At 70.6% G+C, this 26130-nt stretch carries 18 protein-coding genes; 5 read left to right on the plus strand and 13 right to left on the minus strand.

All coding sequences use genetic code 11. The annotated features are described in order from the left end of the window. Positions 1–9: 9 nt before the first annotated feature. From FRANCCI3_RS01545 to FRANCCI3_RS01555, 3 genes are all read right to left on the minus strand, one after another. Positions 10–972 (minus strand): hypothetical protein, encoded by a 963-nt coding sequence (locus FRANCCI3_RS01545; RefSeq protein ID WP_011434775.1) that lies wholly within the window; start codon positions 970–972, stop codon positions 10–12. Positions 973–1160: 188 nt separating this feature from the next. Beyond that, positions 1161–2390 carry a geranylgeranyl reductase family protein gene (locus FRANCCI3_RS23915; RefSeq protein WP_011434776.1) on the minus strand — a complete coding sequence of 410 codons (1230 nt, stop codon included), beginning with the start codon at positions 2388–2390 and terminating at the stop codon, positions 1161–1163. Between the two features lie 422 nt (positions 2391–2812). Then, positions 2813–3979, minus strand: coding sequence for a helix-turn-helix transcriptional regulator (locus tag FRANCCI3_RS01555; protein WP_011434777.1), 1167 nt, complete (start codon positions 3977–3979; stop codon positions 2813–2815). Between the two features lie 97 nt (positions 3980–4076). Here FRANCCI3_RS01555 and FRANCCI3_RS01560 point away from each other — a divergent pair, with 97 nt between their 5' ends. Then, entirely contained in the window at positions 4077–4562 is a 486-nt protein-coding gene (locus FRANCCI3_RS01560; protein WP_011434778.1) for a VOC family protein, read from the plus strand. A gap of 21 nt (positions 4563–4583) precedes the next feature. Here the strand turns inward: FRANCCI3_RS01560 and FRANCCI3_RS01565 are convergent, their stop codons facing one another. Beyond that, positions 4584–5738, minus strand: coding sequence for an amidohydrolase family protein (locus FRANCCI3_RS01565; protein WP_011434779.1), 1155 nt, complete (start codon positions 5736–5738; stop codon positions 4584–4586). A 362-nt stretch (positions 5739–6100) separates the two neighbouring features. Between FRANCCI3_RS01565 and FRANCCI3_RS23080 the strand changes: the two genes are divergently transcribed. Continuing rightward, the gene (locus FRANCCI3_RS23080) at positions 6101–7678 is read left to right on the plus strand and encodes a glutamine synthetase family protein (RefSeq protein ID WP_011434780.1); all 1578 of its coding nucleotides are present in this window, start codon (positions 6101–6103) and stop codon (positions 7676–7678) included. Positions 7679–7702: 24 nt separating this feature from the next. On the opposite strand, the gene FRANCCI3_RS01575 is transcribed toward FRANCCI3_RS23080, so the two are convergent. Beyond that, the gene (locus FRANCCI3_RS01575) at positions 7703–8869 is read right to left on the minus strand and encodes a saccharopine dehydrogenase NADP-binding domain-containing protein (protein ID WP_108913708.1); all 1167 of its coding nucleotides are present in this window, start codon (positions 8867–8869) and stop codon (positions 7703–7705) included. A gap of 108 nt (positions 8870–8977) precedes the next feature. On the opposite strand from FRANCCI3_RS01575, the gene FRANCCI3_RS01580 reads away from it, so the two are divergent. Next, positions 8978–12388, plus strand: coding sequence for a pyruvate carboxylase (locus FRANCCI3_RS01580; protein ID WP_011434782.1), 3411 nt, complete (start codon positions 8978–8980; stop codon positions 12386–12388). Here FRANCCI3_RS01580 and FRANCCI3_RS01585 read toward each other — a convergent pair. From FRANCCI3_RS01585 to FRANCCI3_RS01600, 4 genes are all read right to left on the minus strand, one after another. After that, positions 12372–13754: a bifunctional glycosyltransferase family 2/GtrA family protein gene (locus FRANCCI3_RS01585; protein ID WP_011434783.1), complete on the minus strand. Its 1383-nt coding sequence runs from the start codon at positions 13752–13754 to the stop codon at positions 12372–12374. The genes FRANCCI3_RS01580 and FRANCCI3_RS01585 overlap by 17 nt on opposite strands. 401 nt (positions 13755–14155) lie before the next feature. Then, a complete protein-coding gene (locus tag FRANCCI3_RS01590) occupies positions 14156–16543 on the minus strand; it encodes an ArnT family glycosyltransferase (RefSeq protein ID WP_011434784.1) in 2388 nt (795 codons plus the stop codon). 41 nt (positions 16544–16584) lie between these two features. Continuing rightward, positions 16585–18273 carry a sensor histidine kinase gene (locus tag FRANCCI3_RS01595; RefSeq protein ID WP_108913709.1) on the minus strand — a complete coding sequence of 563 codons (1689 nt, stop codon included), beginning with the start codon at positions 18271–18273 and terminating at the stop codon, positions 16585–16587. Then, positions 18270–19025 carry a response regulator transcription factor gene (locus FRANCCI3_RS01600; protein ID WP_023840873.1) on the minus strand — a complete coding sequence of 252 codons (756 nt, stop codon included), beginning with the start codon at positions 19023–19025 and terminating at the stop codon, positions 18270–18272. The genes FRANCCI3_RS01595 and FRANCCI3_RS01600 overlap by 4 nt, the downstream gene beginning before the upstream one ends. Before the next feature lie 388 nt (positions 19026–19413). Here FRANCCI3_RS01600 and FRANCCI3_RS01605 point away from each other — a divergent pair, with 388 nt between their 5' ends. Continuing rightward, complete coding sequence (locus tag FRANCCI3_RS01605; protein WP_023840872.1) at positions 19414–19941, plus strand: hypothetical protein; 528 nt, start codon at positions 19414–19416, stop codon at positions 19939–19941. Positions 19942–20053: 112 nt separating this feature from the next. Here FRANCCI3_RS01605 and FRANCCI3_RS01610 read toward each other — a convergent pair whose 3' ends face one another. From FRANCCI3_RS01610 to FRANCCI3_RS01625, 4 genes are all read right to left on the minus strand, one after another. Next, on the minus strand, positions 20054–22384 hold the full coding sequence (locus FRANCCI3_RS01610; protein WP_023840871.1) for an Hsp70 family protein: 2331 nt from the start codon (positions 22382–22384) through the stop codon (positions 20054–20056). Positions 22385–22760: 376 nt separating this feature from the next. Next, the gene (locus FRANCCI3_RS01615) at positions 22761–23264 is read right to left on the minus strand and encodes a hypothetical protein (protein ID WP_235462984.1); all 504 of its coding nucleotides are present in this window, start codon (positions 23262–23264) and stop codon (positions 22761–22763) included. A 172-nt stretch (positions 23265–23436) separates the two neighbouring features. Beyond that, a complete protein-coding gene (locus FRANCCI3_RS01620; protein WP_011434789.1) occupies positions 23437–24243 on the minus strand; it encodes a response regulator in 807 nt (268 codons plus the stop codon). Next, positions 24240–25490: a sensor histidine kinase gene (locus FRANCCI3_RS01625; RefSeq protein ID WP_175443354.1), complete on the minus strand. Its 1251-nt coding sequence runs from the start codon at positions 25488–25490 to the stop codon at positions 24240–24242. The genes FRANCCI3_RS01620 and FRANCCI3_RS01625 overlap by 4 nt, the downstream gene beginning before the upstream one ends. 364 nt (positions 25491–25854) lie before the next feature. Here FRANCCI3_RS01625 and FRANCCI3_RS01630 point away from each other — a divergent pair, with 364 nt between their 5' ends. Further along, positions 25855–26103: a DUF6158 family protein gene (locus FRANCCI3_RS01630; protein ID WP_011434791.1), complete on the plus strand. Its 249-nt coding sequence runs from the start codon at positions 25855–25857 to the stop codon at positions 26101–26103. Positions 26104–26130: the final 27 nt, after the last annotated feature.

A 26130-nucleotide genomic window follows, 5' to 3' on the forward strand; every position in this document is an offset into this window, starting at 1 on the left:
TCGGTGACGTCATCCTAGAAAGGCAGCCCCCAGCGCAGCCTGGAGGAAACCGATGAAGATCGGTATTAGGAACAATGATCCCGCGCGAACGATCAGAAGGATGGATGCAGGAAAGTTCGGCTCGCTCGCGATGGCGGCGCGTAGGGACAGTAGGGTCTGGACCCTCGACGCCAGAGAGTTCATGTCACCGCTGCCTTGTAGGGCCTCACGCTGAGCGGCTTCGAGTACCTCTCCGAACCTCCCTAGTGCATCGTCTTTTTGCCTCTTCGCCACGAAATAGATCCGGTGGGTCGGATAGAGGAAGCAGAGCAGGCTCCCGAAAACGAGCGGCGCGGCGACCAGTGCGGCCAGAATGCGTCCAATAATATTAATCTGCCCAGAGATGATGTAGACGCCGGGTAGAAACAAGCCACCGCTGCTGAACATAATTCCCGTCCGGTAGCTGTAGGTGGAGTAGGCATTGAGGAGGTGGCTCGCGTCTGGTCCAAAAGGATGCCATTGGATGGTGTCCTGGATGCCTATCCGGGCGACGATCAAAGACTTTGCGACGGCCCATATGCCAACACCGAAGGCGTACCCAAGTGTGGTGACCACAAAGAGGCCGGCGAAGAAATCGGAGGAGCCAATATTACCGCTACCTATCTGATCGCGAAAGAATCGGTTATTGAAGCAGTAGCCTAGGATGATGGCCGCCATCAGAAGCGATGCTATGAAGGGGTACTTTTTATCGATGGCCAGCACGGCTCGGGCCATGCGCTCGCGAATATCATTTGCGATGTTATTAGAGTTGTCGACCACGCACATCAGGCTCTCAAAGCCGGCCTCCCACAGCACGATCAAAGCAGGCGCGAGCATGATCCATGTGCCGGCTGACCACATCACCGGTGTGAGGTGGTGAGGAAGGTGGGTTCGGGCAGGGGAAAGCATCCAGACGACAAATATAATAGAGGGTCCTGCGCCGAATATCGCCATTGACAGCAGCGCCCTCGACGAGCGGTAGCCATCCGCGTTAAAAACTCTTGTGGCGACCGCATCCGTGATCCGACTATACGGACTTACGGAGGAAGTGGACGCTAGTGTTTGAGACTGATGGCGGGTAACGCTGTGCTGGCACCGGTTGTATAAACACGCACCGGTGGATCTTCTCGTTAGAACGGACATCATCTCCGTGTGCCGCGGATGAGGATTCGGGCCCCTGTGGACAGGTACATACGGCGTTCATCGAAGAGCATAAGAGATGCTGCGTCCATAACGTGGCTGTCTCGAGACGCTGCCCGGATAACCAGATTAGCCCATCTCCTGTGGCCCATGAGTATATTTGCCACTGTACAGCTGGCGAAGTGCAATCGAAAGCGCCGTCTAAATTTCTGCTCAAAGAGCTGAAGGCCACCGCTGAGCTCTGCGTGGCCCAGCCCATTCCAGCCTTCGAGGGCTGCGGCGAGCATCTCCGCCGCTACCATCGCGTAGACAATACCTTCGCCACTGAGAGGGTTGATGCTCGCGGCGGCGTCTCCGATGAGTGCGGCGCGGGGATGCGCCATCGGAGCCAGTTTTCCGGCATGCGGGAGATAATGTGAGAGTAGCTTGTTCGGCTCTTCGACGATGAACCCTCGGGCCCGTAGATCCTCCACGTAGGCGCTGAGCAGATTGTGCGGGTTCAACGATTTCTCCCGCATAGTGGATACCGGTAGACCCACACCGAGATTGACGACATCGTCGGAGACAGGAAACACCCATCCGTAGCCAGGAAGTACCTTGTCACTGAAGTCGAGTCGGAGCGGCATAACCTCCTGCGGGGCGCGGCGCGGATCCGAGAACTTGGCATATGAGCGCATGGCGATCGAGGAGAATCGGTCATCCTGGCGGCCGACTCCAAGATCGCGTCGTACCCGAGAATAGGCACCATCGGCACCGATCATCAGGGCTGCCTCGACGGAGTTCGATCTCGAACCGGTCTTGAATGTGATAACCCGGCTGTTGCCGGTTAGCTCCGATGAATGGTATGATGTTCCTTCTCGCATTTCGACTCCGACCTCGCGTGCCGCAGCAACGAGACGCGCGTCGAGGATTTCACGTGGAAGTACGTATCCGGAAAGATCGCGGCCGGCGACTGTCGGGCCGACCGCCGTCGCCTCGGTTCCGTCAGGTCCGCTGACTCGCACGCTCAGTGGTGAAATGGCGTCATGGACAACACCAAGCAGGCCTAGGCGGCGCAGGGCCGCAACTGCCCCTGCGCCGAGGCCGTCACCGCATGCCTTATCACGCGGGAAAACAGCCTTGTCGGTCAGGAGTACGCGAAGGCGGGGGTTCCGTCGCTTCAATGCGAAGGCGGCCACGCTCCCAGCCGGGCCCGCGCCCACGATCACCACGTCGTAGCTTCCTCTGACCACGCCAGAAGTCTACGTGCTCCATGAATGGCAGGGGTTGGCATCACCTATACGACGCGTCCGGAAGGATCTTCGAGTGGAAGATGTGCTGTTCGGAACCATCGGTGACCAGCGGCTCTATGTCCCAGGGTCCAGAGATGCACGCGGAGCCTGGACGAGGACCAAATACGATCATTGTTCTGGTCGCGGCCATGATCAATTGATCTTCCAGGTCGCGCGGGCTTGGATTCAGCCCCCTCTGGGAGGTTGGCGACCGTCGAAGCCGCTGCTTCGTCCCGCTCAGCGCTTCCTCGATGGACGCTGAGTAAGGGGCGTGGACATCCGCCGTCCGTGAAGGTTGGCAGCCTGGTGCCGGCGTCATCCCAGTGATTCAGACGAAGCGCCGAGGCGCCACGCGGCGTCCGGAGGCTTCAGGGTGCCGGCAGTCAGGGTGCCGGCAGGTTGTGGTTCCCGGCGACGGGCCTGCGACTTCCGTCGTTGCCCGGCGCCGGTGCGCCGTATAGCGCGGCGAGCGCGCCCACGGCGCGCGTCACCGCCTCGCGTAGCTCCGGGGGGTGGAGCACCTCCAGATCCGGGCCGAGTACGAGCAGCTCGCGCTCGGCGTGCCGGACGGACTCGATCGGCACGACCGCGCGTACCCAGCCGTCCTCCTCCGGTGCGCTCGCCGTCTCCCGGACGGCGCGGGCGACCGCCGGGGGTAGCCGGAAGGGGGCCATCGTCACGCCGGTCGGGGAAAGCCGCACGGTCGCCCGCGTCCGGTAGACCTCGGATTCGTAGCGGGCCGTCCAGCCGGCCCAGTAGGCGCCGAGGTCGAAGCTATGCGGCCGTTCGAACGTCTCGGTGGTCGTCTCAAGGCTGAGGATCTTCGCGACCCGGTACACCCGGGGCAGAGTGGCCGGCCCGCCCGCCGGTTCCGTGCCTCCGCTGCCGTCCGCACTCTCGGTGGCGCCTGCGGCTCGGGTGCCGTCAGGGTCTCGGGTGCTGCCAGCGTCCTCGGCCAGGCCTACGCCCTGGGTGCCGTGTGCGACGTTGGCGACCAGGTACCAGGTGCCGCCTTTGAGGACCACGCCGAGCGGTTCGAGGTGGCGGATGATCTCGCGGGGGGCCCGCCAACGCCGGTAGGTGACCCGGACGCGGCGCTGCTCCCACACCGCCGCTGCCACCTCGGTCAGCAGCGGCGTGTCCTCGGTGGCCCGGAACCAGCCGGGCGCGTCGAGATGGAAGCGCTCCCGCACCCGGCCGGCCCGTTCGCGCAGCTGCTCGGGCAGCGCCGCCATCAGCTTCAGTTCCGCCGCCGCGAGCATCGTGCCGAGCCCCAGCTCGCCGGCGGCCGCCGGCATGCCGGCGAGGAACAGGGAGTCGGCCTCGCCGGAGGTCAACCCGGTCAGCCGGGTGCGGAAGCCGTCGAGCAGCCGGTACCCGCCGGTGGCACCGCGGTCTGCCAGCACCGGAACCCCGGCCTCGGCGAGGGACTCCAGATCCCGGTAGACCGTCCGCACGGAGACCTCGAGCTCGTCGGCGATCTCACGCGCCGTGAGCCGCCCACGGGTCTGCAACAGCAGCAGGACGGAGAGGAGCCGGCTGGCACGCATGCCCGATTCTCCCCGGGCCATACCTGCCAGGAGAAGTCAGGTATGGCTTCGAGGATGGGATCCGACGCATCGACACCGGAACGCGAAGGAGATCGCCATGGCGGGAACGGACCCGGCTCGGGAGACGGGTGTGGACAGGACCGGGGACACGGCCGCTACCGGTGCGGCGGCTGGGTCCGCAAGTGCTGGCTTCGCGAGTGACGCGGCGGTGACCTGGGCCGGACTGATGCTCGACTGTCCGGACGCGAAGGAGCTCGCGACCTTCTACGGCACGTTGACCGGCTGGGGCGTCGCCGGCGCCGACGACGAGGGGGCCTGGGCATACCTCACCCCACCGGGGACCGAGATCATGATCGGTTTCCAGCGGGTGGCGGGCTACCAGCCGCCGCGCTGGCCGGACCAGGACGCCCCGCAGCAGTTCCACCTGGATTTCCGGGTCGCCGGCCTGACGGCCGCCATCGCCCTGGCGGAAGGCCTCGGGGCGAGGCAGGCCGAGTTCCAGCCGGGCGGGGACCGGTGGCGGGTGCTTCTCGACCCGGTCGGTCACCCGTTCTGCCTCTGCCCGCCGGCCGCCGCAGGCTGACCGCCTAGCCGCCCGTGCTGGTCAGGGCGGGTTGTACAGGTTGTAGACGCGGCGGGCGTTGTCCGCGCAGATGAGCCGGGCGACCCGCTTGGCGTCCGCCGCGGTCCAGGCGTCGTCGGCGACGCCCGCCGCGAGGAACGCCGACAGCCCACGCCGGAACAGGACGGCCCCGAGCAGGTACAGCTCGCCGAGCGCGAAGGCGTCGGTGGAGAAGAGGAACTTGCCGAACGGGGCGAGTTCGAGTGCCTGCGCGAGCAGGCCGGCCGAGCCGCGGCCGCAGTTGTGGATGGCGAGCCCGAGGTCAAGGTAGATGTTCGGGAACACCTGGGCCAGGTAGCCAGCCTCCCGGTGGAACGGGTAGCAATGCAGCAGCAGCACACTGACCTCGGTCGGTGCTATCGCCCGCAGCAGGCCGGTGAGTAGCAGTGGGTTGCCCCGGCGCAGGTCGATGTCGCTGTCCCCGTATCCGACGTGGATCTGGATGGGGAGCCGCGCGTCGACCCCGCACCAGATGAGGAAGGCATGCAGGGTGGGGTCGGTCAGCCGGATCGGGGCGCCGGCGCGGATCTCGTGGATCCAGCCGCGAGCGGCGGCGGCGACCTCGCGGTCGGTCGGTCGCTGTGCGGGCAGCTCCAGGCCGCCGCGGTAGGCCGCGACCGACTTCACCGCGACCATGGTGGGGCGGGTGGACTCGAGCCGGGCCCGCACGGTGTCGGCGAGGTGGGTCATGCCGATCTGCCCGGTGATGACGTCGACCGCGGCCTGCTCGGCGACCCGCTCCAACCGCACCACGTCCACGCCGCGTCCGCCGGCGAGCTCGGCCAGCTCCGCGGCGCTGGTCAGCGGCTCCGGTTGGAATCCGGCGTCAACGCAGAACGTGGTGATCCCGCAGGCACGCAGCAGCCGCCGGTGCACCTCGGCGTGGCCAAGCTCCGCCCGGCGTTCGAGGTAGTCTTCCGGCGCGGCATGCGCCGGCAGGTCGAGCACCGGCGCGCACCAGCGCCGCAGGGCGAAGCCGATCTGGCTGTCGAACAGCGTCGTCCCCGGTGGTCCGGGGTGTTCCGCCTCAGTGATCATGCTTTCGAATTCCGGGCGAGTCAGATCGCGGCCGACCAGACCATGGCAGTGATGGTCGACGAGCTCGTGATCTACGAACGGTTCCACCGGGCGGCCCACCCATCGATGATCCCCCCTGGAAGGTGGGGTCATGCCTGACCGTACTGGACACACTCGGTCATCCCCAAGTCCACGGCGGCCCTGTGGATAACTTGTGGATTACTCCTGGCTTCCTGGGGACAGTCGTTCCGAAAGTCGATGATGTTGCCGTGTTTTCATCTCTTCTTGCGTCGGCGGCAACTGTGGACAACGCTCGGAGCGCTTGTTATGAACAGCTGGCTTCTCCTTCGATCCGGCCGAATTTTGTCGCTCTCCGTAACATCGCGGGAGAGTGAGGCGCCGCCGTGCCGTGCGCCCCGCCCGGCGTCCGGCAGGCGTACGCGCGACCATGGGGACAGGGGAGACCCGTGGGGAAGGTGAGGATGAACGAGCCTGCGTTGGACGAGTTCGCCCCTCGGATCATCGCCGGAGAGGATCGTAGGCGTGATCGGCTCGCCTCGGCGGCCCGGCATGCGGCGACGAACCTGGAGGTACGCGGCGTCGTCTGTGTTGCGGTGACCTACGTCGACAACAGCGGCATCACTCGGATGAAGGGGGTGCCGATCGGCCGACTCGACGCGGCGGCGGTGTGGGGCGTCGGCGTGTCGCCGGTGTTCGACGTGTTCGGCGCCGATGACTCGATCACGACAGGGCGCTACGCCGGGGGTCCCGTCGGGGATCTGCGGCTGCATCCCGACCTGGACCGGCTGACACCCCTCGCCGCCCAGCCCGGCTGGGCCTGGGCCCCCGCCGACCGTCGCGACCAGGACGGCCGACCGCACCCGCAGGACGGCCGGGAACTCGTCCGCCTCCAGACGGCCCTGCTCGCCGAGCACGGCCTGACGGCGATGATGGCGTTCGAGGTCGAATGGGCCGTTTCCCCGGCCGGTTCCGACGAGTTCGCCCCGGCCGCTTCCGGGCCGGCGTACGGGATGATCAGGGTGGCCGAACTCGGTGACTACCTGCGGGATGTGGTCACCGCGCTCACCGAGGAGGGGCTGGTCGTCGAGCAGATCCATCCCGAGTACGCGGCCGGTCAGTTCGAGGTGTCCGTCGCCGCGCAGGATCCCCTCGGCGCCGCCGACACATGCGTGCTGGTCAAGGAGACGGTGCGCGGCGTCAGCAGGCGCCATGGCCTGCGCGTCTCGTTCGCCCCCAAGGTTCTCGTCGACAACGTGGGCAACGGCGGCCACGTGCATCTGAGCCTGTGGAGCGACGATCCCGACCGGCCGCCGGCCCCGCCCCGGCCCACGGCCTCGGGCGGAGGCCCGGGCGGGGCGAACTCCGGCGGCCCGTACCCGGACGGCCCGTACCCGGACGGCCCGTACCCAGGTGGCCTGGCCCGAACCGGTGGGGGCTCCGCCCGCCCGGGCCGGATCAACCTCATGGCGGGTGGCAACGGGCCGCTCGGACTGACCGCTGCCGGGGAGGCGTTCGCCGCCGGGATCCTCGGCCGGCTGCCGGCGCTGATGGCTCTCGGCGCCCCGAGCGTCGCCTCCTACCTGCGACTGGTGCCATCGACGTGGGCGGGTGTCCACGCCTGCTGGGGTCGGGAGAACCGGGAGGCCGCATTGCGTATGATCCCCGGGCCGCCGGCCGCGGTCGGCCAGGCGGCGAACCTGGAGGTGAAATCCTTCGACCTCACCGCGAATCCTTACCTTCTGGTGGCCGGTCTGCTGGCCGCCGGGCAGGCGGGGCTAGCGGCGGCGGCCACGTTGCCGGAGCCGGTGGACGTTGACCCGGCCTCGCTCGACCCCGCCGAACGGGCCCGCCGCGGCATCCGGCGCCTGCCCACCAGCCTGGGCGAGGCGGTCGCCGCCTTCGAGGTCGACGAGGTGTTGCACCGCGCCCTGGGACGGGAGCTGCACGACACGGTCGCCGCCGTCCGGCGCGCGGAGATTGACCGGTTCGCCGAGGCCGCCCCGGCCGCCGTCGTCGCGGCGACCCGCTGGCGGTACTGACCTGCCGGCGGTGCTGACCGGGTATCAGCCCACCCGGCGCAGTCCGGCCGCGGCGGCGGCCCGCTCCAGGTCCTCGACGCCGAAGGCGTCGACCGGGCCAAGCGCGCCGGCGCGGGCGACGGTGCCCGCGGCGAGATGTCCCGCCATCCATGCCATGATCCGAGCGGTGAAGGCATAGGGGTCGCGACCTTCCAGCCGCACGGTGGCGAGTTCCCGGCCGGCGGCGTCCCGGGCGAGCGCGAACACCTGCGCCCCGGCGCGGGCCCGCGCCGCCCGGTCCGGTCCGCGGCCGGTCGTCCGCAGGGCGGACCGGGCGGCGGCGGCCAGCAGCGCCCGGCTCGGCGGGAAACGACGCAGCCCGGACAGGGGGAACGACAGTGCCTGCCCCACGCGGATGCCGCGGTCGACGCCGCCGATGTACGTCGCGACGTCGGTCAGCGCCGGTGCGAGCCGGGGCAGGGTGAACGGCTCCCCTCCCGACCACAGCACCGCCGGGTGTCCCCGCCTGCCGCCCGACCCGCCGGTGACCTTGCCGGACGACCGGAAGGACCGCACCTCGCGGGCGAGCGGGCGCTCGACCAGGACGCCGCCGCGCAGCACGATGACGGGCTCGGTCAGCGCGGCCAGCAGGGTCGCCCGCGTTCCGCTGCTCATCCCGAGAGCGCCCATGACGAGGTAGCCGACGTCGAGGCGGCGGGCTTCGCCGCCGGCCGCCTGCAGGGCCAGTGCTCCGGCGAGGTTGCCGGGGACGAAGTCGAAGCCGGCGCCGGGGATCAACGCCGCCCCGGACGCCGCCGCTCGCGGGCCGACCTCGGTGAAGACGTGCCGCAGGAACGCGCCCTCCCCGGAACAGTCCAGGTAGTGCGCGCCGACCGCGGCCGCCGCCGCCACGACCGGTCGCCCGAACCGGCGGAACGGGCCCACCGTGGAGACGAGCACGTCCCCGGTGCCGAGCCCGAGCAGGCGGGCCAGCGACGCGCCGTCGGCCGCGTCAACCACGTCGGCCGCGTCAACCACGTCGGCCGCGTCAGCCACGGTGGTCTCCAGGCCGTCGTAGGCGGCGGCGAGGGCACGGACCCTGGTCTCCGTGCGGCCGGCGAGGACAGGTCGGTGCCCGGCAGCCACGAGTTCCGCGGTCACCAGCCGGCCGGTGTAACCGGTCGCGCCGAACACTACGATACGGGCCGTCATGGGTCCCGACGTTATGCCCATCTGTCGAAGGTGGCCCTTGAGACGTTACTTTGGCACGTAGGGGCCTGCACACCCCACAATGATGCGCACCCGTCCGAGGAGGCGCGTGTGCGTAAGGTACTGGTTGCAAATCGTAGCGAGATCGCCGTCCGTGTTTTCCGAGCCGCTCAGGAACTGGGCCTGCGCACGGTGGCGGTCTACACGCCCGAAGACGTTTCCGCGCTGCACCGGACAAAGGCGTCCGAGGCCTACGAGATCGGTGGCCCCGGGCACCCGGTGCGCGGATACCTGGACATCGATGCCCTGCTCACCGTGGCCAAGCAGGCGGAGGCCGACGCGCTGCACCCCGGCTACGGCTTCCTGTCGGAGTCGGCGGTGCTCGCCGATGCGTGCGCCACCGCCGGCGTCACCTTCGTCGGACCGCCCCCGGCGGTCCTGCGGCTGACCGGAGACAAGGTCGCCGCCCGGGACGCCGCGCTGGCCGCCGGGCTGCCGGTGCTGCGCGCCTCGGTGCCGCTGCCGGAGGGCGCCGGGGCGCTCGCCGCCGCCGAGGAGGTCGGCTTCCCGCTGTTCGTCAAGGCCTCCGCCGGTGGTGGGGGGCGCGGCCTGCGGCGGGTGGAACGCCCCGCCGACCTCGCCGACGCGGTGGCGAGCGCGTCCCGGGAGGCCGCCGCCGCCTTCGGGGACGGCACGATCTTCCTGGAGCAGGCGGTGGACCGGCCGCGCCACATCGAGGTCCAGATCCTGGCCGACGCCTACGGCAACATCATCCATCTGTACGAGCGGGACTGCTCGGTGCAGCGCCGGCACCAGAAGGTCGTGGAGATCGCCCCGGCGCCGCAGCTCGACGAGGCGGTCCGGGCGAGCATCTGCGCCGACGCGGTGCGGTTCGCCCGGCATGTCGGCTATGTCAATGCGGGCACGGTCGAGTTTCTTCTCGGCGCCGACGACCGGTACACGTTCATGGAGATGAATCCCCGGATCCAGGTCGAGCACACGGTCACCGAGGAGGTCACCGGGGTTGATCTGGTCGCGGCGCAGCTGCGGATCGCTGATGGGGAGAGCCTGGCCGGCCTCAACCTCACCCAGGAGCAGATCGTCCTGCGCAGCACCGCCATCCAGTGCCGGGTCACCACCGAGGATCCCTCGGATGGCTTCCGGCCCGACATCGGGACGATCAGCTTCTACCAGTCACCCGGCGGTCCGGGGGTGCGCCTCGACGGCGCCACGTACCCGGGGGCCGAAGTCAGCCCGTACTTCGACTCGTTGCTGGTGAAGCTGACGACCCGGGGTAACACGCTGGAGAAGGCGGCGCGGCGCGCCCGGCGGGCGCTGAACGAGTTCCGGGTCCGCGGGGTGCGCACGAACATCGACTTCCTGGTGCGGCTCCTCGCTGACCCCGGCTTCCTCGCCGGCGGGGTGAGCACGTCGTTCATCGATGAACGGCCGGAGCTGCTCGCTCCCGGCAAGGGGGCGGACCCGACCAGCCGGCTGCTGGCTCGCCTCGCCGAGAGCACGGTGAACGGATTCCCGCGCCCGGCGGTCGCCCTGACCGACCCCCGGGAGTTGCTGCCGCCCGCGCCCGCGCAGGTGGCGGCGTCCGGCGGCACGGCGTCCGGCGGCACGCAGCCGCCGGCGGGATCCCGGCAGCTGCTGACGGAGCTCGGGCCGGCGGGCTGGGCGGCGTGGCTGCGCGCCCAGGAGGCGCTGGCCGTCACCGACACCACCCTGCGTGACGCCCACCAGTCGCTGCTGGCCACGAGGCTGCGCAGCTTCGACATCCTGGCGGCCGCCCCGTCGTACGCCGCGCTGACGCCGAACCTGCTGAGCCTGGAGGCCTGGGGCGGGGCGACCTACGATGTCGCGCTGCGCTTTCTCGCGGAGGATCCGTGGGAGCGGCTCGCCGCGCTGCGCCAGGCCGCGCCGAACATCTGCCTGCAGATGCTGCTGCGGGGGCGCAACGCGGTCGGGTACACCCCCTACCCGGACGACGTCGTCCGGGCGTTCGTCGCCGAGGCCGCGGCGACCGGCGTCGACATCTTCCGGATCTTCGATGCGCTGAACGACATCGAGCAGATGCGCCCGGCGATCGAGGCGGTGCTCGGTACCGGGGCGATCGCCGAAGGGACGCTCTGCTACACCGGTGACCTCTCCGACCCGGCGGAGCGGATCTACACCCTCGACTACTACCTGCGCCTCGCCGAAGAGCTCGTCGAGACGGGTGTGCATGTGCTTGCCGTGAAGGACATGGCGGGACTGCTGCGCCCGGCGGCGGCGGCCACGCTGGTGACGGCCCTGCGGGAGCGTTTCGACCGGCCCGTCCACCTGCATACCCACGACACCGCGGGCGGCCAGCTCGCCACCCTGCTCGCGGCGTCCGCGGCCGGGGTGGACGCGGTGGACGCCGCCGCCGCGCCGATGTCCGGCGGCACCAGCCAGGTCAACATGTCCGCGCTGGTGGCGGCGACCGACCACACTCCCCGGGCGACCGGCATCGCGCTGTCCGCGCTGTCCGCGATGGAGCCGTACTGGGAGGCTGTGCGCGACCTCTACGCCCCGTTCGAGGCGGGGCTGCGGGCCCCGACCGGGGCCGTGTACCGGCACGAGATTCCCGGCGGCCAGCTGACGAACCTGCGTCAGCAGGCGATCGCGCTGGGACTGGGGGACCGGTGGGCCGAGGTCACCGAGTGCTACGCGATCGCCAACGAGCTGCTCGGCAAGCCCATCAAGGTGACGCCGACCAGCAAGGTCGTCGGTGACCTGGCTCTGTTCATCGCCGGCGGATCCGTCGACGTGGACCGGTTGCGTGCGCATCCCGAGGAGTTCGACCTGCCGGCCAGCGTGCTCGGCTACCTCGCGGGTGAACTCGGCACGCCGCCGGCAGGCTTCGCCGAACCGTTCCGGGAACGGGCGCTGGCCGGGCGCCGTCCGTCGCCGCCGTCCGTCGACCTCGACGCGGCGGACGCCGACGAGCTCTCCTTCCCGGGGGCCCGGCGGGTGGCCCTGTCCAGGCTGCTCTTCCCCGGCCCGTGGAAGGACTATCTGCGGGCGGTGGACGCCTACGGGGACTCCTCCGTGGTCCCGACCGACGGCTTTTTGTACGGGCTGCGGCCTGGCGTTCCGCTCACCGTCACCCTGGAGCCCGGGGTAGAGATCATCGTGGAGCTGGAGACGCTCTCCGAACCGGACGACTCCGCGATGCGCACCCTGTACCTGCGGGTCAACGGCCAGCCCCGGCCGGTGCGGGTCCGGGACGCGTCCATCACGGCCACCACCACGGCGGCCCGTCGGGCGGACGCCGCCGATCCGAACCAGGTGGGCGCCGGGCTGCCGGGCATCGTCACGTTCAGCGTCGCGGTGGGCGACACGGTGACGAAGGGCCAGCGGCTGGCGGTGGTGGAGGCGATGAAGATGGAGGCCGCGGTGACCAGCCCGGTGGGCGGGACCGTCGTGGAGCTCGTCCGCTCCAGCGGCGACTCCGTCGAGGTCGGCGACCTGCTGCTTACTCTGCGTTCCTGATCTCGCCGGTCGGGGCCCGCCTCCGCGGGGGTGTCGTGGCCGGGGGCATCCCGGCCACGTTCCTCGCCTCCCGGTCCGGGCGGAAAACCCAGGCGCGTAGCAGAAGGAACCGGATGACCGTGGAGGCCAGGTTCGCCAGCACCAGCACGGAGAGTTCGAGGCCGCGGCCGGGGTTCGTGCTCGCCGCGTGCAGGAGCGCGAGCGAACCGCTGGTCAGGCCGAGGCCGACGGCGAACACCACCAGGCCCTGCAGATGGTGGCGACCGGCGCGCCGCGGACCGGTGAGACCGAAGGTCAGCCGCCGGTTCGCCGCGGTGTTCGCGACCGCCGTGAGAAGCAGCGACAGCAGGTTCGCGATCTGCGCCCCGGTGACTGTCCGCAGCAGGACGAAGAGCACCAGATAGGACAGCGTGCTGGCGACCCCGATCGCGGCGAATCGCAGGAGCTGACCGGCGAGTCCCTTCGGTACCCCCGGGACCTCGACGACCTTGCCCTCCTCGGCGTGGCCGGCGGTGAGCGGACCTCGGCCGAACTCCTGGTGCAGCTTGGCGAGCGGCAGCTTTCCGCTGCCGAACGCCCGCAAGAGGCGGACCACACCCTTCAGGTCGGCGATGGCCGTGGCGAGGACGTCGACGCGGCTGTCCGGATCATCGATCCAGTCGACCGGGACCTCGTGGATGCGCATCCCGGCCCGTTCGGCCAGGACGAGCAGTTCGGTGTCGAAGAACCAGCCGCTATCCTCCACCAGGGGTAGCAGGCCCGCTGCGGCGTCGGCGCGGATCGCCTTGAAGCCGCACTGCGCGTCGGAGAACCGGGCCGCCAGGGTCCTGCGGAGGATCAGGTTGTAGCAGCGGGAGATCACCTCCCGGCGCGGTCCCCGCACGACCCGGGAGGCGGGGGAGAGCCGGGTGCCGATAGCGAGATCCGAGTGGCCGCTGATGAGCGGAGCCACCAGGGGCAGCAGCGCGGCGAGGTCGGTCGACAGATCGACGTCCATGTAGGCGAGCACCGGTGCGGGCGAGAGGCCCCAGGCCGCCCGCAGTGCCCGGCCGCGGCCCTTGGCCTCGAGGTGGATCGCGGCGACCTCGGGGAGCTCCTTCTCCAACGCCTGGGCGATGGCCAGGGTGCCGTCGGTGCTGGCGTTGTCGGCGATCGTGATCTGAAAGGGGTACGGGAACGTCCCGGTCAGGTGGGCGTACAGCCGTCGGACGCAGGGGGCGAGGTCGTTCTCCTCGTTGTACACGGGGATGACGACGTCCAGCACCGGGCGCGGACGGCCGCCGTCCGGCCCGAGCCACCCGGGCTGATGATGTTGAACGGGAATGCTCTCTCCGGTGCTCCCGGTCGTCTCGAAGGTCCCGGTCATCACGGTCATCCCGGAGATCACGGTCGTCCCGGAGGTCTCGGTCATCCCGGAGATCACGGTCGTCCCGGAGGTCTCGGTCGTCCCGGAGATCACGGTCGTCGAGGAAGGCATCCGTGTCATCGTCATGCTCTCCACCCTCGGTTCGGGAGCTGTGCCGCTCGTGTGCCGATGCTGTGCGCCTGCTGTGAGCGCCTGCCGGGCTGAGGACCGCCTCGGTGGTTGTGGTTGTGGTGCGGAGCGGATTGGAACCATAACTGTGAGGCATCGCGTCGGTGAGGCATCGCGTCAACGCGGTGACGCCCACCAGGAGGATCGCGACGGCGATCGCGGCATCCTGGTGGGCGTCGCGTTCACCCGTGGCCCACGGGCTGGACGCCCGTCCGCGTCAGGCCACCGCGGCGTCAGGCAGTGACGCCGGTGCCCGTCGTGGAGCCGGTGGTGGCGCCGGTCTTCGGTGCGGTCAGGTCGTAGAGGGTCACGCCGTCGACCGTCTTCGAGGTGAAGTTCTCCGTCACCCAGCTGGAGATCTCCCGTGAGGACGAGCTACCGCCGTTGGCCTGACCGAAGCCGCCGCCGCCGATGAAGTAGTGGATCTTTCCTTCGGCGACGTACTGCTTGAACTGCGCCAGGGTGGGCGAGGGGTCGCTCCCGTTGAATCCGCCGACCGGCATGACCGGGTCCTGGGTCGCGAGCTGGTATCCGGCCGCGCTGTTCGAACCGACCGCGGCGGCGACCCAGGTGTAGGAGTCCGCGTTCTGCCTGAGCAGCTTCACGATCGTGTTGCTGGGAGTGACGGCGCTGAGTAGACCGCCTGGGCCACCGCCCCGGCTCTCCCGCCCGCCGAGGATCCCGTTCCCCAGCGTGGTGGTTCCGGTCCCGGCACCACCACCGGCCTGGCCGGGCATGCCGCCCTGGCCGCCGGGCATCTGCTGCCCATCGCCGGGGAAGGCCCCGCCGGGGAAGATTCCACCACCCTGTGGGCCGCCCTGTGCCCCGCGGCCCATCCCCCGCGGCGGGAAGCCCCGCTGACGGCCGGCCTGCAGGCCGCCCTGGCCCATGCGGAAGAAGCGGCCGCCACCCGGCCCGCCGAAGCCGGCGCCGGCGGGACCCGCCGCCGGGATCGAGCCGGTGTGCGGGGTCGCCGCGGTGGCGATGGCATACGAGCCGGGTCCGAGGAGCCCGGCGACCAGCGCCACGGTGGCGACACCGAGCGCGGCCCGCCGCGGCAGTCGGATGGCCGCGAGGAACCCGAGCGCCGCGATGATCCCGGCGACGAGCACGGCGTACCGGATCCATGGATGCCACTGGGGGGTGCGGTTCAACAGGGTGTAGCACCAGGCGGCGGTGGCGGCCATCGTGGCAGCCGAGACCACGGCGGCGGCGGGATGCCGGCGATGACGCCAGAGCAGCGCGCAGCCCATCCCCACCAGGGCACCGACCGCCGGGGCGAGCGCCACCGTGTAGTAGGCGTGGAAGATGCCCTTCATCTGGCTGAAGACGATGCCGGTGACGAGCAGCCAGCCGCCCCAGAGAAGGAAGGCGGCGCGGGCGCGGTTCGTCCGCGGGGCGCGCCGGGTGATCCACAGGCCGGCGACGAGCAGGATCAGTGCCGTCGGGAGCAGCCAGGAGATCTGACCGCCGACTTCCGAGCCGAACATGCGGGTCCAACCGGCCTGGCCCCACATGCCGCCCCCGTGGCCGCCCGGACCCCCGGGGCCGAAGATGACCGTGCCGCCGCCGGGAGCGGCGCCTGCCGCGCCGTTCCCGATGGATTCCGGCAGGCCGCCCATCCGGCCGCCCCGGCCACCGCCAACGCTGCCGGTCTCGTTGCCGGTAAGTCGGCCGAGTCCGTTGTAGCCGAGGGTGAGCTCCAGCAGGCTGTTGTGCTGTGAACCCCCGATGTAGGGGCGGGAGGACGCCGGAACGAGCTCCACGATCGCGATGAAGAGGCCGGCGGGGATCAGCAGTCCGAGCCCCGCGGCCAGGGTCTGCCGGACGCGCCGCCAGAACGAGGTCGGCGCGGTCACCAGGTACACCAGCGCGAAGACGGGGACGACGAGCAGTGCCTGCAGCAGCTTCGTCAGGAAGGCGAAGCTGACCAGGACCCCGGCGAACACCAGCCAGCGGGTGCTCGCCTGCTCGATCGCCCGCAACGTCGCGTAGGCCGCGGCGACCAGGAGCAGCACGAGCAGGGCGTCCGGGTTGTTGAACCGGAACATCAGGGCCGCGACCGGGGTCAGGGCCAGCACCGCGCCGGCGAGCAGGCCCGCACCGGCGGAGAACTGCCGCCGCACGGTCTGGTAAAGCAGGCCGACGGTGGCGACACCCATCAGCGCCTGGGGCACGAGGATGCTCCAGGCGCTGAGGCCGAAGATCCGGACGGACAGCGCCATGACCCACAGGGAGGCCGGCGGCTTGTCGACCGTGATTGAGTTGGCGGCGTCCGAGGAACCGTAGAAGAACGCCTTCCAGCTCACCGAGCCGGCCTGGACCGCGGCCGAGTAGAACGCGTTCGCCCATCCCGACGCGCCGAGGCCCCACAGGTAGAGCACACCCGTGCCCACCAGCAGGGTGACCAGTGCAGGTCGGACCCAGCGGGCGTCCTCGGCGGATACGTCTTCGGCGGATACGAGGCCACCGGAGCCGCCGACCGGGAGCCCGGTCTCGGTGGGGGCGTCGGGGGAGGGCACGTGGTGGGGCTGGTCCCTGGTCCACGGCATGCGCCGCCGATGTCCAGGGGCCCGACCGCCTCCGGAGAGGGGCACCGGGTCGGTGAGTATGGGCGACATGGGGATCACTGTCGACCGCGGACCTTTCGGCTTCTTGTGATCTACCTGTGCGCAGGCTGTGAAGCTCGGTCGGGGTGCGTCGGGCCGGTCAGGCGGGCAGGCTCGGACGGGACCGTCTCCGAGGGGGGGAGGCATCGGGGCAGCTCGACCATGAAGGCGGTGCGTCCCGGCTCGCTCGTGGCCCGCACGTGCCCGTGATGTGCCTCGACGACGGCGGCGACGATGGCGAGCCCCAGCCCGGTGCTACCGGCGGCGCGGGACCGCGAGCTGTCGCCGCGCGCGAAGCGTTGGAAGACCTCGGGGAGCAGATCCGGAGGGATGCCCGGGCCGTCGTCCACGACCGCGAGGATCGCCGTGGGGCCGCTCACGGTCAGGCTCGCCGTGACCTGGGTGCCAGGCGGCGTGTGGGTGCGGGCGTTGGCCAGCAGGTTCGCGAGAACCTGGTGCAGGCGGGCCGGGTCCCCGGTGACCGTGACCGGCTCCTCGGGCAGGTCGAGAGCGAAGCGGTGGCCCGGGGCAGCCACGTGCGCGTCGTTGACCGCGTTGACGATCAGCCGGGAGACGTCCACCGGTTCCCGGACCAGGTCCCGACCGGAGTCGAGCCGGGCGAGCAGCAGCAGGTCGGAGACCAGCGCCGTCATCCGCGCGCTTTCGGACTCGACCCGGCTCATCGCGTAGGTGACGTCCGCGGGGACGTGCTCGCGGGTCCGGCGGGTCAGCTCGGCGTACCCGCTGATCGCCGCGAGCGGAGTGCGCAGTTCGTGGCTGACGTCGGCGAGGAACTGGCGCATCCGCATCTCGCTCGCGTGGCGGGCGGCCAGCGCGGCACCGATGTGGCCGAGCATCCGGTTGAGCGCCGCCCCGACCTGGCCGACCTCTGTGCGCGGGTCGGTGTCTACCTGCGGCACCCGCACCGACAGGGCCACCTCACCCCGGTCGAGGGGTAGCTCGGCGACCCGGGAGGCCGTCGCTGCGACCCGCCGCAGCGGTCGCAGCGTGACGCGGACGATCGCCGTGCCGGCGATCGCGGCGGCCGCGACCCCCACCAGCGCCACCACCCCAGCGATCATTGTCATCCTGGTGAGGGTCGCGTTCACCTGTTTCATCGGCAGCCCGGTGACGACGATCATATCGTCATGGGTGGTCCTCGCGAGGAGCCGATAGTCACCCTGATCGCCGAACGCCCGGGTATACGGCCGCAGGTAGGCGGGAATGCCCGCGACGACGGCGGTCTCGGCGGTGGTCAGCTCCTTCCCCTCGCCGGCGGTATCGATGAAGGCCCCGTAGGTTCCATCCTCGCCCACGACGGCTCCCAGCGTTCCCGGATCGACCGGTCCACGGAAGAACCGGCGGACCCGCAGCTGCTGCGGGCTGAGGCTGGACGGCTGGTCGGCGGCAGCGGTGGCAGCGGAGTCGGTGGCAGCGGAGTCGGCGGCAGCGGTGGCAGCGGAGTCGGCGGCGGCCGGGGCCGGGAGGGCCGGCAGGGCCGGGAAGGACGGGAGGTTCTGGAGAAAGGTGGGTTCCGGCCGGTCCCATCGCCCGCTGGCCTCCCGCAGCCGCCTGTCGAGCTGGTCGACGAGGACTCCTCGCAGCGCGACGGCGGTGACGAACACGATCACCAGCGAGACGGTCGCCAGCAGGAGCATCAGTAGGGCGAGCAGCCGGGTGCGCAGTGACCAGCGCGAGGGCGCGACCGGCACGATCCGGACCCGGTGAGCCGGGGAGCTCATGCCGGGCCCGGCGAGGTGCCCCTCGATGACGGGGTGGCGGAGGTCCTCGGTGCCAGCGCCGGATCGGCCGGCCGCAGGACGTACCCGGCCCCGCGCATCGTGTGGATCATCGGGGGGCGGCCGGCGTCGATCTTCTTGCGCAGGTACGAGACGTAGAGCTCGACGACGTTCGCCTGGCCGCCGAAGTCGTAGTTCCAGACCCGGTCGAGGATCTGGGCCTTGCTGAGCACCCGGCGTGGGTTGCGCATGAAGAAGCGCAGCAGCTCGAACTCGGTGGCGGTGAGGTGCACCGGCTGGCCGGCGCGCTGCACCTCCCGGCTCTCCTCGTCCATCGTGAGATCGCCGACGACGAGCCGGGCGCCCTGCAACGCCTCGGTGGTGCGCGCGGCGCGGCGCATCAGTCCGCGCAGCCGCGCGACGAGCTCCTCGAGACTGAACGGCTTCGTGACGTAGTCGTCGCCGCCGGCGGTGAGCCCCGCCACCCGGTCCTCGACGGCGTCCCGGGCGGTCAGAAACAGCACCGGTACGTCCGGGCTCTCCGCCCGCAGGCGCCGAAGCACCTCCAAGCCGTCCATGTCGGGCAGCATGATATCGAGAACCACCGCGTCCGGCCGGAAGTCGCGGGCGAGCCGCAGCGCTCCGCGACCATCCGCGGCGCTGCGCACTTCCCACCCCTCGTAGCGCAGCGCCATCGACAGCAGCTCCGCCAGTGTTGTCTCGTCGTCCACCACGAGGACCCGCACCGGTTGCATGGTGTCAGCTTCGCCTCCTTGGCTGGCTGTTACCTGAGGTCTTGCTGTGAGCCTGCTGTGAATGCCGGGTCTGTGAATGCCCGGCGGGGCCGCGGAATCGTAGGCGTGCCACTCGCCGCGATGTCCATCGACGAGACGACCGGGACCCCCTCGAATGGCAGCCTCTCCCGGGGTGGCGGGCCCGACGGCTTGGATGGGATGGACACCACGCTCGATCAAGTATTGCACCACATTTTGCCAAGATTTTATCTTGGTGAGACCAATGAGGGCGAGAGTAGTGAGGGATGGGTGAATCTCAACGAGATCACGATGTGATCTGTCGTCGGGTTGACCGTCGGAGTATCCCCCTTCAGGGGGTTCACCTGCGCAAACTGGGTAGGTGCACAGCATGGCTCGCCACAGTCGTCCTCGGTCCGCCGTCCGCGGTAACCGTCCCCGTATCGTGCGCCGGGTGGTACTGCCCACCGCAACTCTGGTCACCGCGGGAGTCGTGACCGTGGGTACGGCGTTTGCCTGTTCCAGGTCGTCCTCAGTGGCGTCGGTTCCCGGGGAAACCAGCCGCGTCGTCGCTGCCGTGGCTCGCGGCGCCGGCACCTTCCCGCCGTCGGCCGGGGATGCGGACGCGATTGCCGAGGCGGTCCGGACGAGCTCGTTCACCGCGAATGTTCCGCCGCAGAACTACGAGGTCACCGGAACCACCCTGGCCGCCAGCGACCCGAGCTGGGCACTGACCGAGCTGCGCCCGACCGTGGCCGATCTCGACCGGGCCGAGGGTGTACTGCATCACACGGGCTCCGGGTGGGAACTGGTCCAGCTCGGTACCTACGAGGTCGGGTGTGGCGTCGCGCCCGAGGCGGTGCTGGACGACCTCGGCCTGCAGTGCCCGCCACGGGACGGCGCGGTCTTTCCGACCTGATCTCCGGGAGTTCCGGGATCTCCGGGAGTTCCGGGATCTCCGGGAGTTCCGGGATCTCCGGGAGTTCCGGGATCTCCGGGCGGCGGCTGTGCCTGCCGGGACGGCCGGAGCGTCAGGGGGTGTAGATGATGTCCCAGAGCCGAGCGGTCATGTCGGTACTGGTGGTGGCGAGCAGGAGGCCGTAGGGGGCGAACGCGCAGCTCATCACCGTGCTGCTGTGCCCGGTGAGGGTGGCGATCGCGGACCCGGTCGCGACGTCCCACAGTTGCGCGGTGTCGTCGGTGCTCGCCGTCGCCAGCAGGTGGCCGTCCGGGGAGAAGGCGCAGCTCTGCGCCGAACCCGGCAGAGTGAGCACGGTGGTGCCGCTGGAGGCGTCGGTGAGCCGGGTGCCCTCGTTGCCGCTCGTCGCGAGCAGCCGGCCGTCGGGGGAGAAGGCGCATCCGCCGGCGAAGTTCGTGTGCCCCGGCAGGCTCATGATGATCTCGCCAACCGTGACGTTCCACAGCAGGGTGGACTCCGCGCCGGCGGTGACCAGCAGCCGGCCGTCGGGGGAGAAGGCGCAGCCGTAGACCGAGCCGCGATGGCCGTTGAGGGTGGCAAGGTTTTTCCCGGTCGACGAACCCCACAGCCGGACGGTGCGGTCGGTACTGGTCGTGGCGAGCAGGCTGCCGTCCGGGGAGAAGGCGCAGCCGTACACGGGTCCCCGGTGCCCGGTCAGGGTCACCGTCTGGCGGGCGGCGTCAACGTCCCAGATGCGGGCCGTCTTGTCGCTGCCGGTGGTGGCGAGCAGCTTGCCGTCCGAGGAAAAGGCGCAGCCGTGCACGACCAGGCTCTTGCGTCCGCTGAGTGTGACCGACGTTCGGCCGGTGGCGACGTCCCACAGCCGGGTGCCGTCCTTGCTGGTGGTGGCGAGCAGCTTGCCGTCCGGGGAGAAGGCCGCCGAGGTGACGTCGCGTTCGTGTCCCTTGAGGGTGGCCCGCGCGGTGACCTCGACGTGGTGGGACGGGCGGCTGCTGCGCTCGAAGCCGCGCAGGTCCGCCGGCACCGCCGACCCCATCGGCACCGGCCCGGACGGAAGTGTGGTCGCCAACCAGTCGGCGTCGCGGACCGGAGTGCCGGGTGCCGCGTGGGTGTGGATGAGGCTACCCGGCGCCTCGGCGGCCAGGTCGAACAGGGAACCGTCGGTGAGGCGGACCCGCGCCAGCACGGCGCTCGCGTCGAAGCGCTCCCCGGGCTCGACGAGCCAGCGCACCATCGTCGCCCGCCCGCCGGGGATGTCCCAGCGAGCCGGTTGCAGGACCGGATTCGGGCGCGCCGCGGTGGTCCGGCGGGTGGAGACCGAGCTTGCCCAGGCGGCGGCGCCGAGCACCACGGCGAGCTCGGGATCGGCGGGGAGGTAGATCTGCTGCCCCGGCCAGTCGGTGCCGACCCCGAGCCGACCTTCGAGGATGTCGGTGACGACCGGGATCCGGGAGCTGCCACCGACGAGGAGCACCCCACTCAGCTTGTCCGGTCCGTAACCGGAGGACTTCAGCAAGTGCTGGCAGCAGGCCATCGTGCGGGCCAGGATGGGGGAGGCGAGCTGGGCGAACCGGTCACGCTGCATGCTGACCAGCAGGCCGGCCGGGCTGAAAACATCCTCCACCACGGCGATGTCGGAGAGTTGATGTTTCACTGCCCGGGCGAAGTCGAGCAGCTCGTGGCGGGTCCGGTTGGCCGTGGTCTGGAACGTCTCGCCGATCCCGGGCGGATTCAGTAGCGGTTCCAGCCCCGGCCCGTACAACCCCAGGATCTCGTCGAACAGAATCTGGTCGAGTTCGCGGCCGCCGCAGTCGTGCAGAGCCGAGTGGGAGAGCATCTCGTGCCGGCCGTCCTCACCGACCGCGACCAGCGCCCCCTCGAACGTCCCGCCGCCCAGGTCGTACACGAGCATGAGCGAGCCGGGCTCGGGCGCGACGCCGACCACCGGCGACCAGGCCGCCGCGACCGGCTCGGCGAGCAGGTCCACGTCGACGAACCCGGCGGCCTCCGCTGCGGCGATCATCGTCCGGCGCAGCGGGCCGGCGGGATCGTAGCTCGCCGGTATCGTGACGACGGCCCGCGACAGCGCCGCACCACCGAGCTGCTGTTCGGCCTCGGCCTTCAGCGCGGACAGCACCGCGGTCACCAGCACGTGCGCCGGATAGCTGCGGCCGTCGAGTGACACGGCGCTGTCCCGGGCCAGATCGCGCTTGACCTCGCCGCGGTACGCCGCGGGCCAGATCCGCTTGCGCCGCTCGGCGAGCGTGCCGACGATCAGGCTGCCGCCATCCACGAAGACCGACGCGGGCCAGCTCGCCGAGCCGCTCGCGGGCTCCTTCACCGGTTCGATGCGACCGTCGACGGCCAAGGCGGCCGAGGCACTGCAGGTGCCGTAGTCGATGGCGAGGATCGGCTCGCCCACAGCACCCCCTGTCCACGTTTCCAGTGGGCAGATCGTAGCGATGTCGACAAAGCCACCAGCGACACCCTCATCAGTGGGGCGAACGCCGGGACCGAATGTTTGTGACCGGTTGCCCCCCGTGGCGGCTTTCACCGGTGCGGACAGCGGCGGCCGGCGCTTGCCGGTATGAACAGGCGGACTGCCGACCTTCCCCGACGACCGACAGTCCGCGGAATCACGCCGGTGCGCCCCCGATTCGGCACCAAGCCATCTCGCTCCCCCCGACGATCCGGCCCGAACCCGTCGCACCGGCGCGGTCCCTACCCTCGATCCTGGTAGTTCCGATGGGCCGACACCATCCCTCAATCATCGGGGGAAAGCGGATGATCCCCGGCCGTTACCGATCCGTCCGGGTAATCCATCGGCTGGGGCGCCAGGGCGCGCGACGCAGGTCGCCCATGGCTGCCGCCAGCCCGGCTACCTGCTCGGCGGCCTGCTTGCCGAGATCAACGGCCACGGTGCGCGGTAGCGAGGACCCCTCGCCCGGGATCGTGCGCAGCCGGGCGACCACCGGTCCGAGCCGGATGATCTGAAGGTAGCCCGCGAGCGAATCGCCGGTGACGAGATGCAGGTGGGCGGACCCGGCCGTGCCGTCCGTGACGGGCCTGGCCCGGGCGACCAGGCGTCGGGTGAGTGCGGCGGCCCGCCGGTTGTTGCGCAGCAGCCACCGCGAGTCGTCCAGCCGGTACAGATCCGCGTCCGGGGTACCCAGCCAGATCGCGTGCCCACGGTGCACCGCCTGGATCTCACGGCCGTCCGCCTCGGGATTCGTGCCGTCACCGGGGATCGGTTGGTCAGCCGGATGGGCCGTCGCGACGTCGGGAGATCTGATCCGCCACATGCCGACGGGGAGCGCCTCCGGTCCCAGGAACGACCCGCGGAAGGCCGCCCAGAGACGACAGGACCGCGGATGACCCTCATCCTCGCCGCCTCCCCCGCCCATCCTGACGAGGGTGTGACCGAAGCCGGCGCAGGGCAATCCCTCGAAATCAAGGGGCCTCAATCGAGGGGGCTCAGCCGAATCCGAGCTCGCGGGCCCAGAGGGCGGCCGCGGTGCTGGGCGGGATCGTCGCCGGGGCGTCGGGATGGCTCGCCACGTACTTCGCCTTCGCCGTGCGCAGATAGTCGGCGACGACACTGGCCTTGACGTTCATCGCCCGCGCCGCTTCCCGGTGGGACATACCCCGGCAACCGACGAGGACCATCACCTCGGCCTCCCGCGGGGAGGGCCGGTGCAGGCGGCGCCGTCGGCGGGCGGCGTCGAAGATTCGATCGAGCAGGTCGTGCACGGCGGCGGCGGTCATTCCCCACTCGCCGCGCAGCTCGTCAATGAGGTCGCCCTGGGCGAGTCCGCGCAGCAGGTTCCGTTCCCCGGGGCCGATCTCGCCCCGGGACAGCGGTCGCCGGTGCGCATCCTCCAGCAGAAACCCGGCGAGGCGGGCGGAGACGTGGAAGCTACCCCCGGCGACGGCGGTCACCGCCGCCACGAACTGCTGGGCCGGGGCGGTCTTCTCGACGAAGCCGCGAGCCTGCGCGGCGACCGCGTCGAGGACCTCGTCCGGTGTCGCAACCCCGGAGGTCGCCAGCACCCGAAGACCGCGTCGATGCAGGTCGGCCACGGCGGCGGCCCCGGACACCCCGGGCAGGTGCAGGTCGCACACCACGATCCCGGGCGTGGTGTCCCGGTCGAAGGTCTCCAGGCTCGGGGCCGGCGCCAGCACGGAGAACCCCGCGCCGGCGAACCTGGCGGCCAGCGATTCGGTGGCGATCGGATGATCGTCGATGATCGCCACCGAGACCGGCCGGCGATCGACGCTCATCGGCCGGTCCCGGGCGCGCCGGCTCCGGTCGGCTCGGCGGCGGGCCAGCGGAAGGTCACCTTCGTCCCATCGCCCGGCCAGGCGGTCACCAGGGTCTCCCCGCCATACCGGCGCAGGGCGGAATAGCTTCCGGTCATGCCCCCGCCCGCTCGGACGGAGCCGGGATCGAACCCCACGCCCCTGTCCCGGACGACCACCAGCACCGAATCCGCGTCGCCCTCGACGAAGAGGTGGACCTCGTCGGTGCTGGCGGAGTGTCGGACCACGTTGCGCAGGGCCTCCCTCGTCGCGGCCACCAGTGCCTCGCGGACCTCCGCGGGCGGTTCGCCCTTGATCGACACGAAGGGCACCAGGGCGAGCCCCTCGTCGGCCAAGGCGTCCACGACCGCGGACATCATCTCCTCGAGGCCGTTCTGGGTGGAGTCCGGTGAAGCCGTGCCGTCGACGGCCAGGGCCCGCGGGTCCATCCCGCGTGGATCCATGATGATCCGACGCGCCCGCTGTGCCCCGCGCCGGGCCTCCCGGACGAGTGCCGGTGAGGGCACTCCACCGGCGGCAACATGATCGACGACGGGGAGCAGGTAGTCGTGGATCTCCCGATGGGTGATCTCACGCTGGCGCAGGCTTTCGGCCTCCTTCTCCTGCTCGATCGCGAGCCGCCCGGCCGCCGCGGCCTCGTCCTGGGCGGCCGCGGTCGCCGCGCAGAGCGCGCGCAGCTCGCGGGCGATGAGCATGGCGACGACGTACCACAGGGCGAAGCCCAGCAGGTCCGAACCGAGCTTGAGGGAGACATCCGGCAGCACGGCCAGGCTCCATGCCGCCATCAGGACGGCCACCGCACCGACCGCGAGCAGCGTCAGCCCGAGGCCGAAGCCGATGCCCGCGGGTGCGACGAGGCTGAACGGCACGAGCTCAGTCATGATCTTGTTGCGTTCGTCGGGTTGCGCGGCTCTGGACCCGACGAGCATCAGCGCCACGCAGAAGGCGACGTCCGCCAGGACCAACCGGGGGGACAGCCGGCCCGGCCGCCGCCAGACCCGCCAGGTGAACCAGGATGCCTCGACGGCCGCGGCAGCCACGATCAGCACGGCGATCCACGGGTGGCGCAGGCGAGCCCAGCCGAAGAGCGGGATGATCACGAACGTCGCACAGGCTGCTCGGGTGTAGCCGACCATCCGGGACATGCGTTGCTCGGTACGTTGGATGACGTCGCAGGAAGAAGCCGCCGATCCAACCAGCCCGGTCATAGTGCGCAACGGTAGCGAGCCAGCCACAGATCGACCAGCGTCTGCCAGCGCCTGACCAGAAGGAGCGGGCATCTGGTCGTCCCGGTGTGTGAAGAGGGCCATCCGGGCACCGCAATCAGATGCAGACCACGTATCCCGTCATCGTCACGGTCGCGCCGCCGGGTCCCGGCCCGACGCCACCCGAGCCCTCGCCGCCCTCGCCGATCCCCGATCCTGTTCTGCCCGGTCCCGAGCCGACGCCACCCGAGCCCGCGCCGGATCCGGTACCACCGCCCGGCCCGGGGCCGGATGTTCCGATCCCGCCGAACCTGCTGGTCCTCCCGCCAGCCGGGAATCGCGCCGCCGGAATGGGTAGACCGAGGGCATGATGCACCGACCAGCTGGAATTCCCGCGCAGGAGCTGACCGACGTCGATCTCGTCCGAGAGCTGCGGCACCTGCATCGTACCCGGCACGATGCCTTCATCGCGGGGAGCGAGGACGCCTTCGAGACCCACACCGCACGGATGCTGGAGCTCGAACGCGAATACCTGCGGAGGTTCCCGGACGCCGCGAGTCCCGATCCGCGCCGGACCCGAGCCGGCAGACGGCGTGCCGCCGGAGTTCCCGTCTGAGCGGTTTCAGGGGCGCGGTTTCAGGGG

It is taken from the genome of Frankia casuarinae, from assembly GCF_000013345.1.
In the GTDB taxonomy this organism is placed as follows: Bacteria; Actinomycetota; Actinomycetes; order Frankiales; family Frankiaceae; genus Frankia; species Frankia casuarinae.

What these genes read in the sequence shown, in the direction of transcription:
- FRANCCI3_RS01545 (WP_011434775.1), bottom strand. Translation starts at nt 972, where the DNA reads ATGGCGATATTCGGCGCAGGACCCTCTATTATATTTGTCGTCTGGATG.
- FRANCCI3_RS01620 (WP_011434789.1), bottom strand. Translation starts at nt 24,243, where the DNA reads ATGAGCGTCGATCGCCGGCCGGTCTCGGTGGCGATCATCGACGATCAT.
- FRANCCI3_RS01615 (WP_235462984.1), bottom strand. Translation starts at nt 23,264, where the DNA reads ATGTGGCGGATCAGATCTCCCGACGTCGCGACGGCCCATCCGGCTGAC.
- FRANCCI3_RS23080 (WP_011434780.1), top strand. Translation starts at nt 6,101, where the DNA reads ATGAACGAGCCTGCGTTGGACGAGTTCGCCCCTCGGATCATCGCCGGA.
- FRANCCI3_RS01590 (WP_011434784.1), bottom strand. Translation starts at nt 16,543, where the DNA reads ATGTCGCCCATACTCACCGACCCGGTGCCCCTCTCCGGAGGCGGTCGG.
- FRANCCI3_RS01605 (WP_023840872.1), top strand. Translation starts at nt 19,414, where the DNA reads ATGGCTCGCCACAGTCGTCCTCGGTCCGCCGTCCGCGGTAACCGTCCC.
- FRANCCI3_RS01575 (WP_108913708.1), bottom strand. Translation starts at nt 8,869, where the DNA reads ATGACGGCCCGTATCGTAGTGTTCGGCGCGACCGGTTACACCGGCCGG.
- FRANCCI3_RS01585 (WP_011434783.1), bottom strand. Translation starts at nt 13,754, where the DNA reads ATGACCGGGACCTTCGAGACGACCGGGAGCACCGGAGAGAGCATTCCC.
- FRANCCI3_RS01630 (WP_011434791.1), top strand. Translation starts at nt 25,855, where the DNA reads ATGATGCACCGACCAGCTGGAATTCCCGCGCAGGAGCTGACCGACGTC.
- FRANCCI3_RS01600 (WP_023840873.1), bottom strand. Translation starts at nt 19,025, where the DNA reads ATGCAACCGGTGCGGGTCCTCGTGGTGGACGACGAGACAACACTGGCG.
- FRANCCI3_RS01595 (WP_108913709.1), bottom strand. Translation starts at nt 18,273, where the DNA reads ATGAGCTCCCCGGCTCACCGGGTCCGGATCGTGCCGGTCGCGCCCTCG.
- FRANCCI3_RS01560 (WP_011434778.1), top strand. Translation starts at nt 4,077, where the DNA reads ATGGCGGGAACGGACCCGGCTCGGGAGACGGGTGTGGACAGGACCGGG.
- FRANCCI3_RS01555 (WP_011434777.1), bottom strand. Translation starts at nt 3,979, where the DNA reads ATGCGTGCCAGCCGGCTCCTCTCCGTCCTGCTGCTGTTGCAGACCCGT.
- FRANCCI3_RS01625 (WP_175443354.1), bottom strand. Translation starts at nt 25,490, where the DNA reads ATGACCGGGCTGGTTGGATCGGCGGCTTCTTCCTGCGACGTCATCCAA.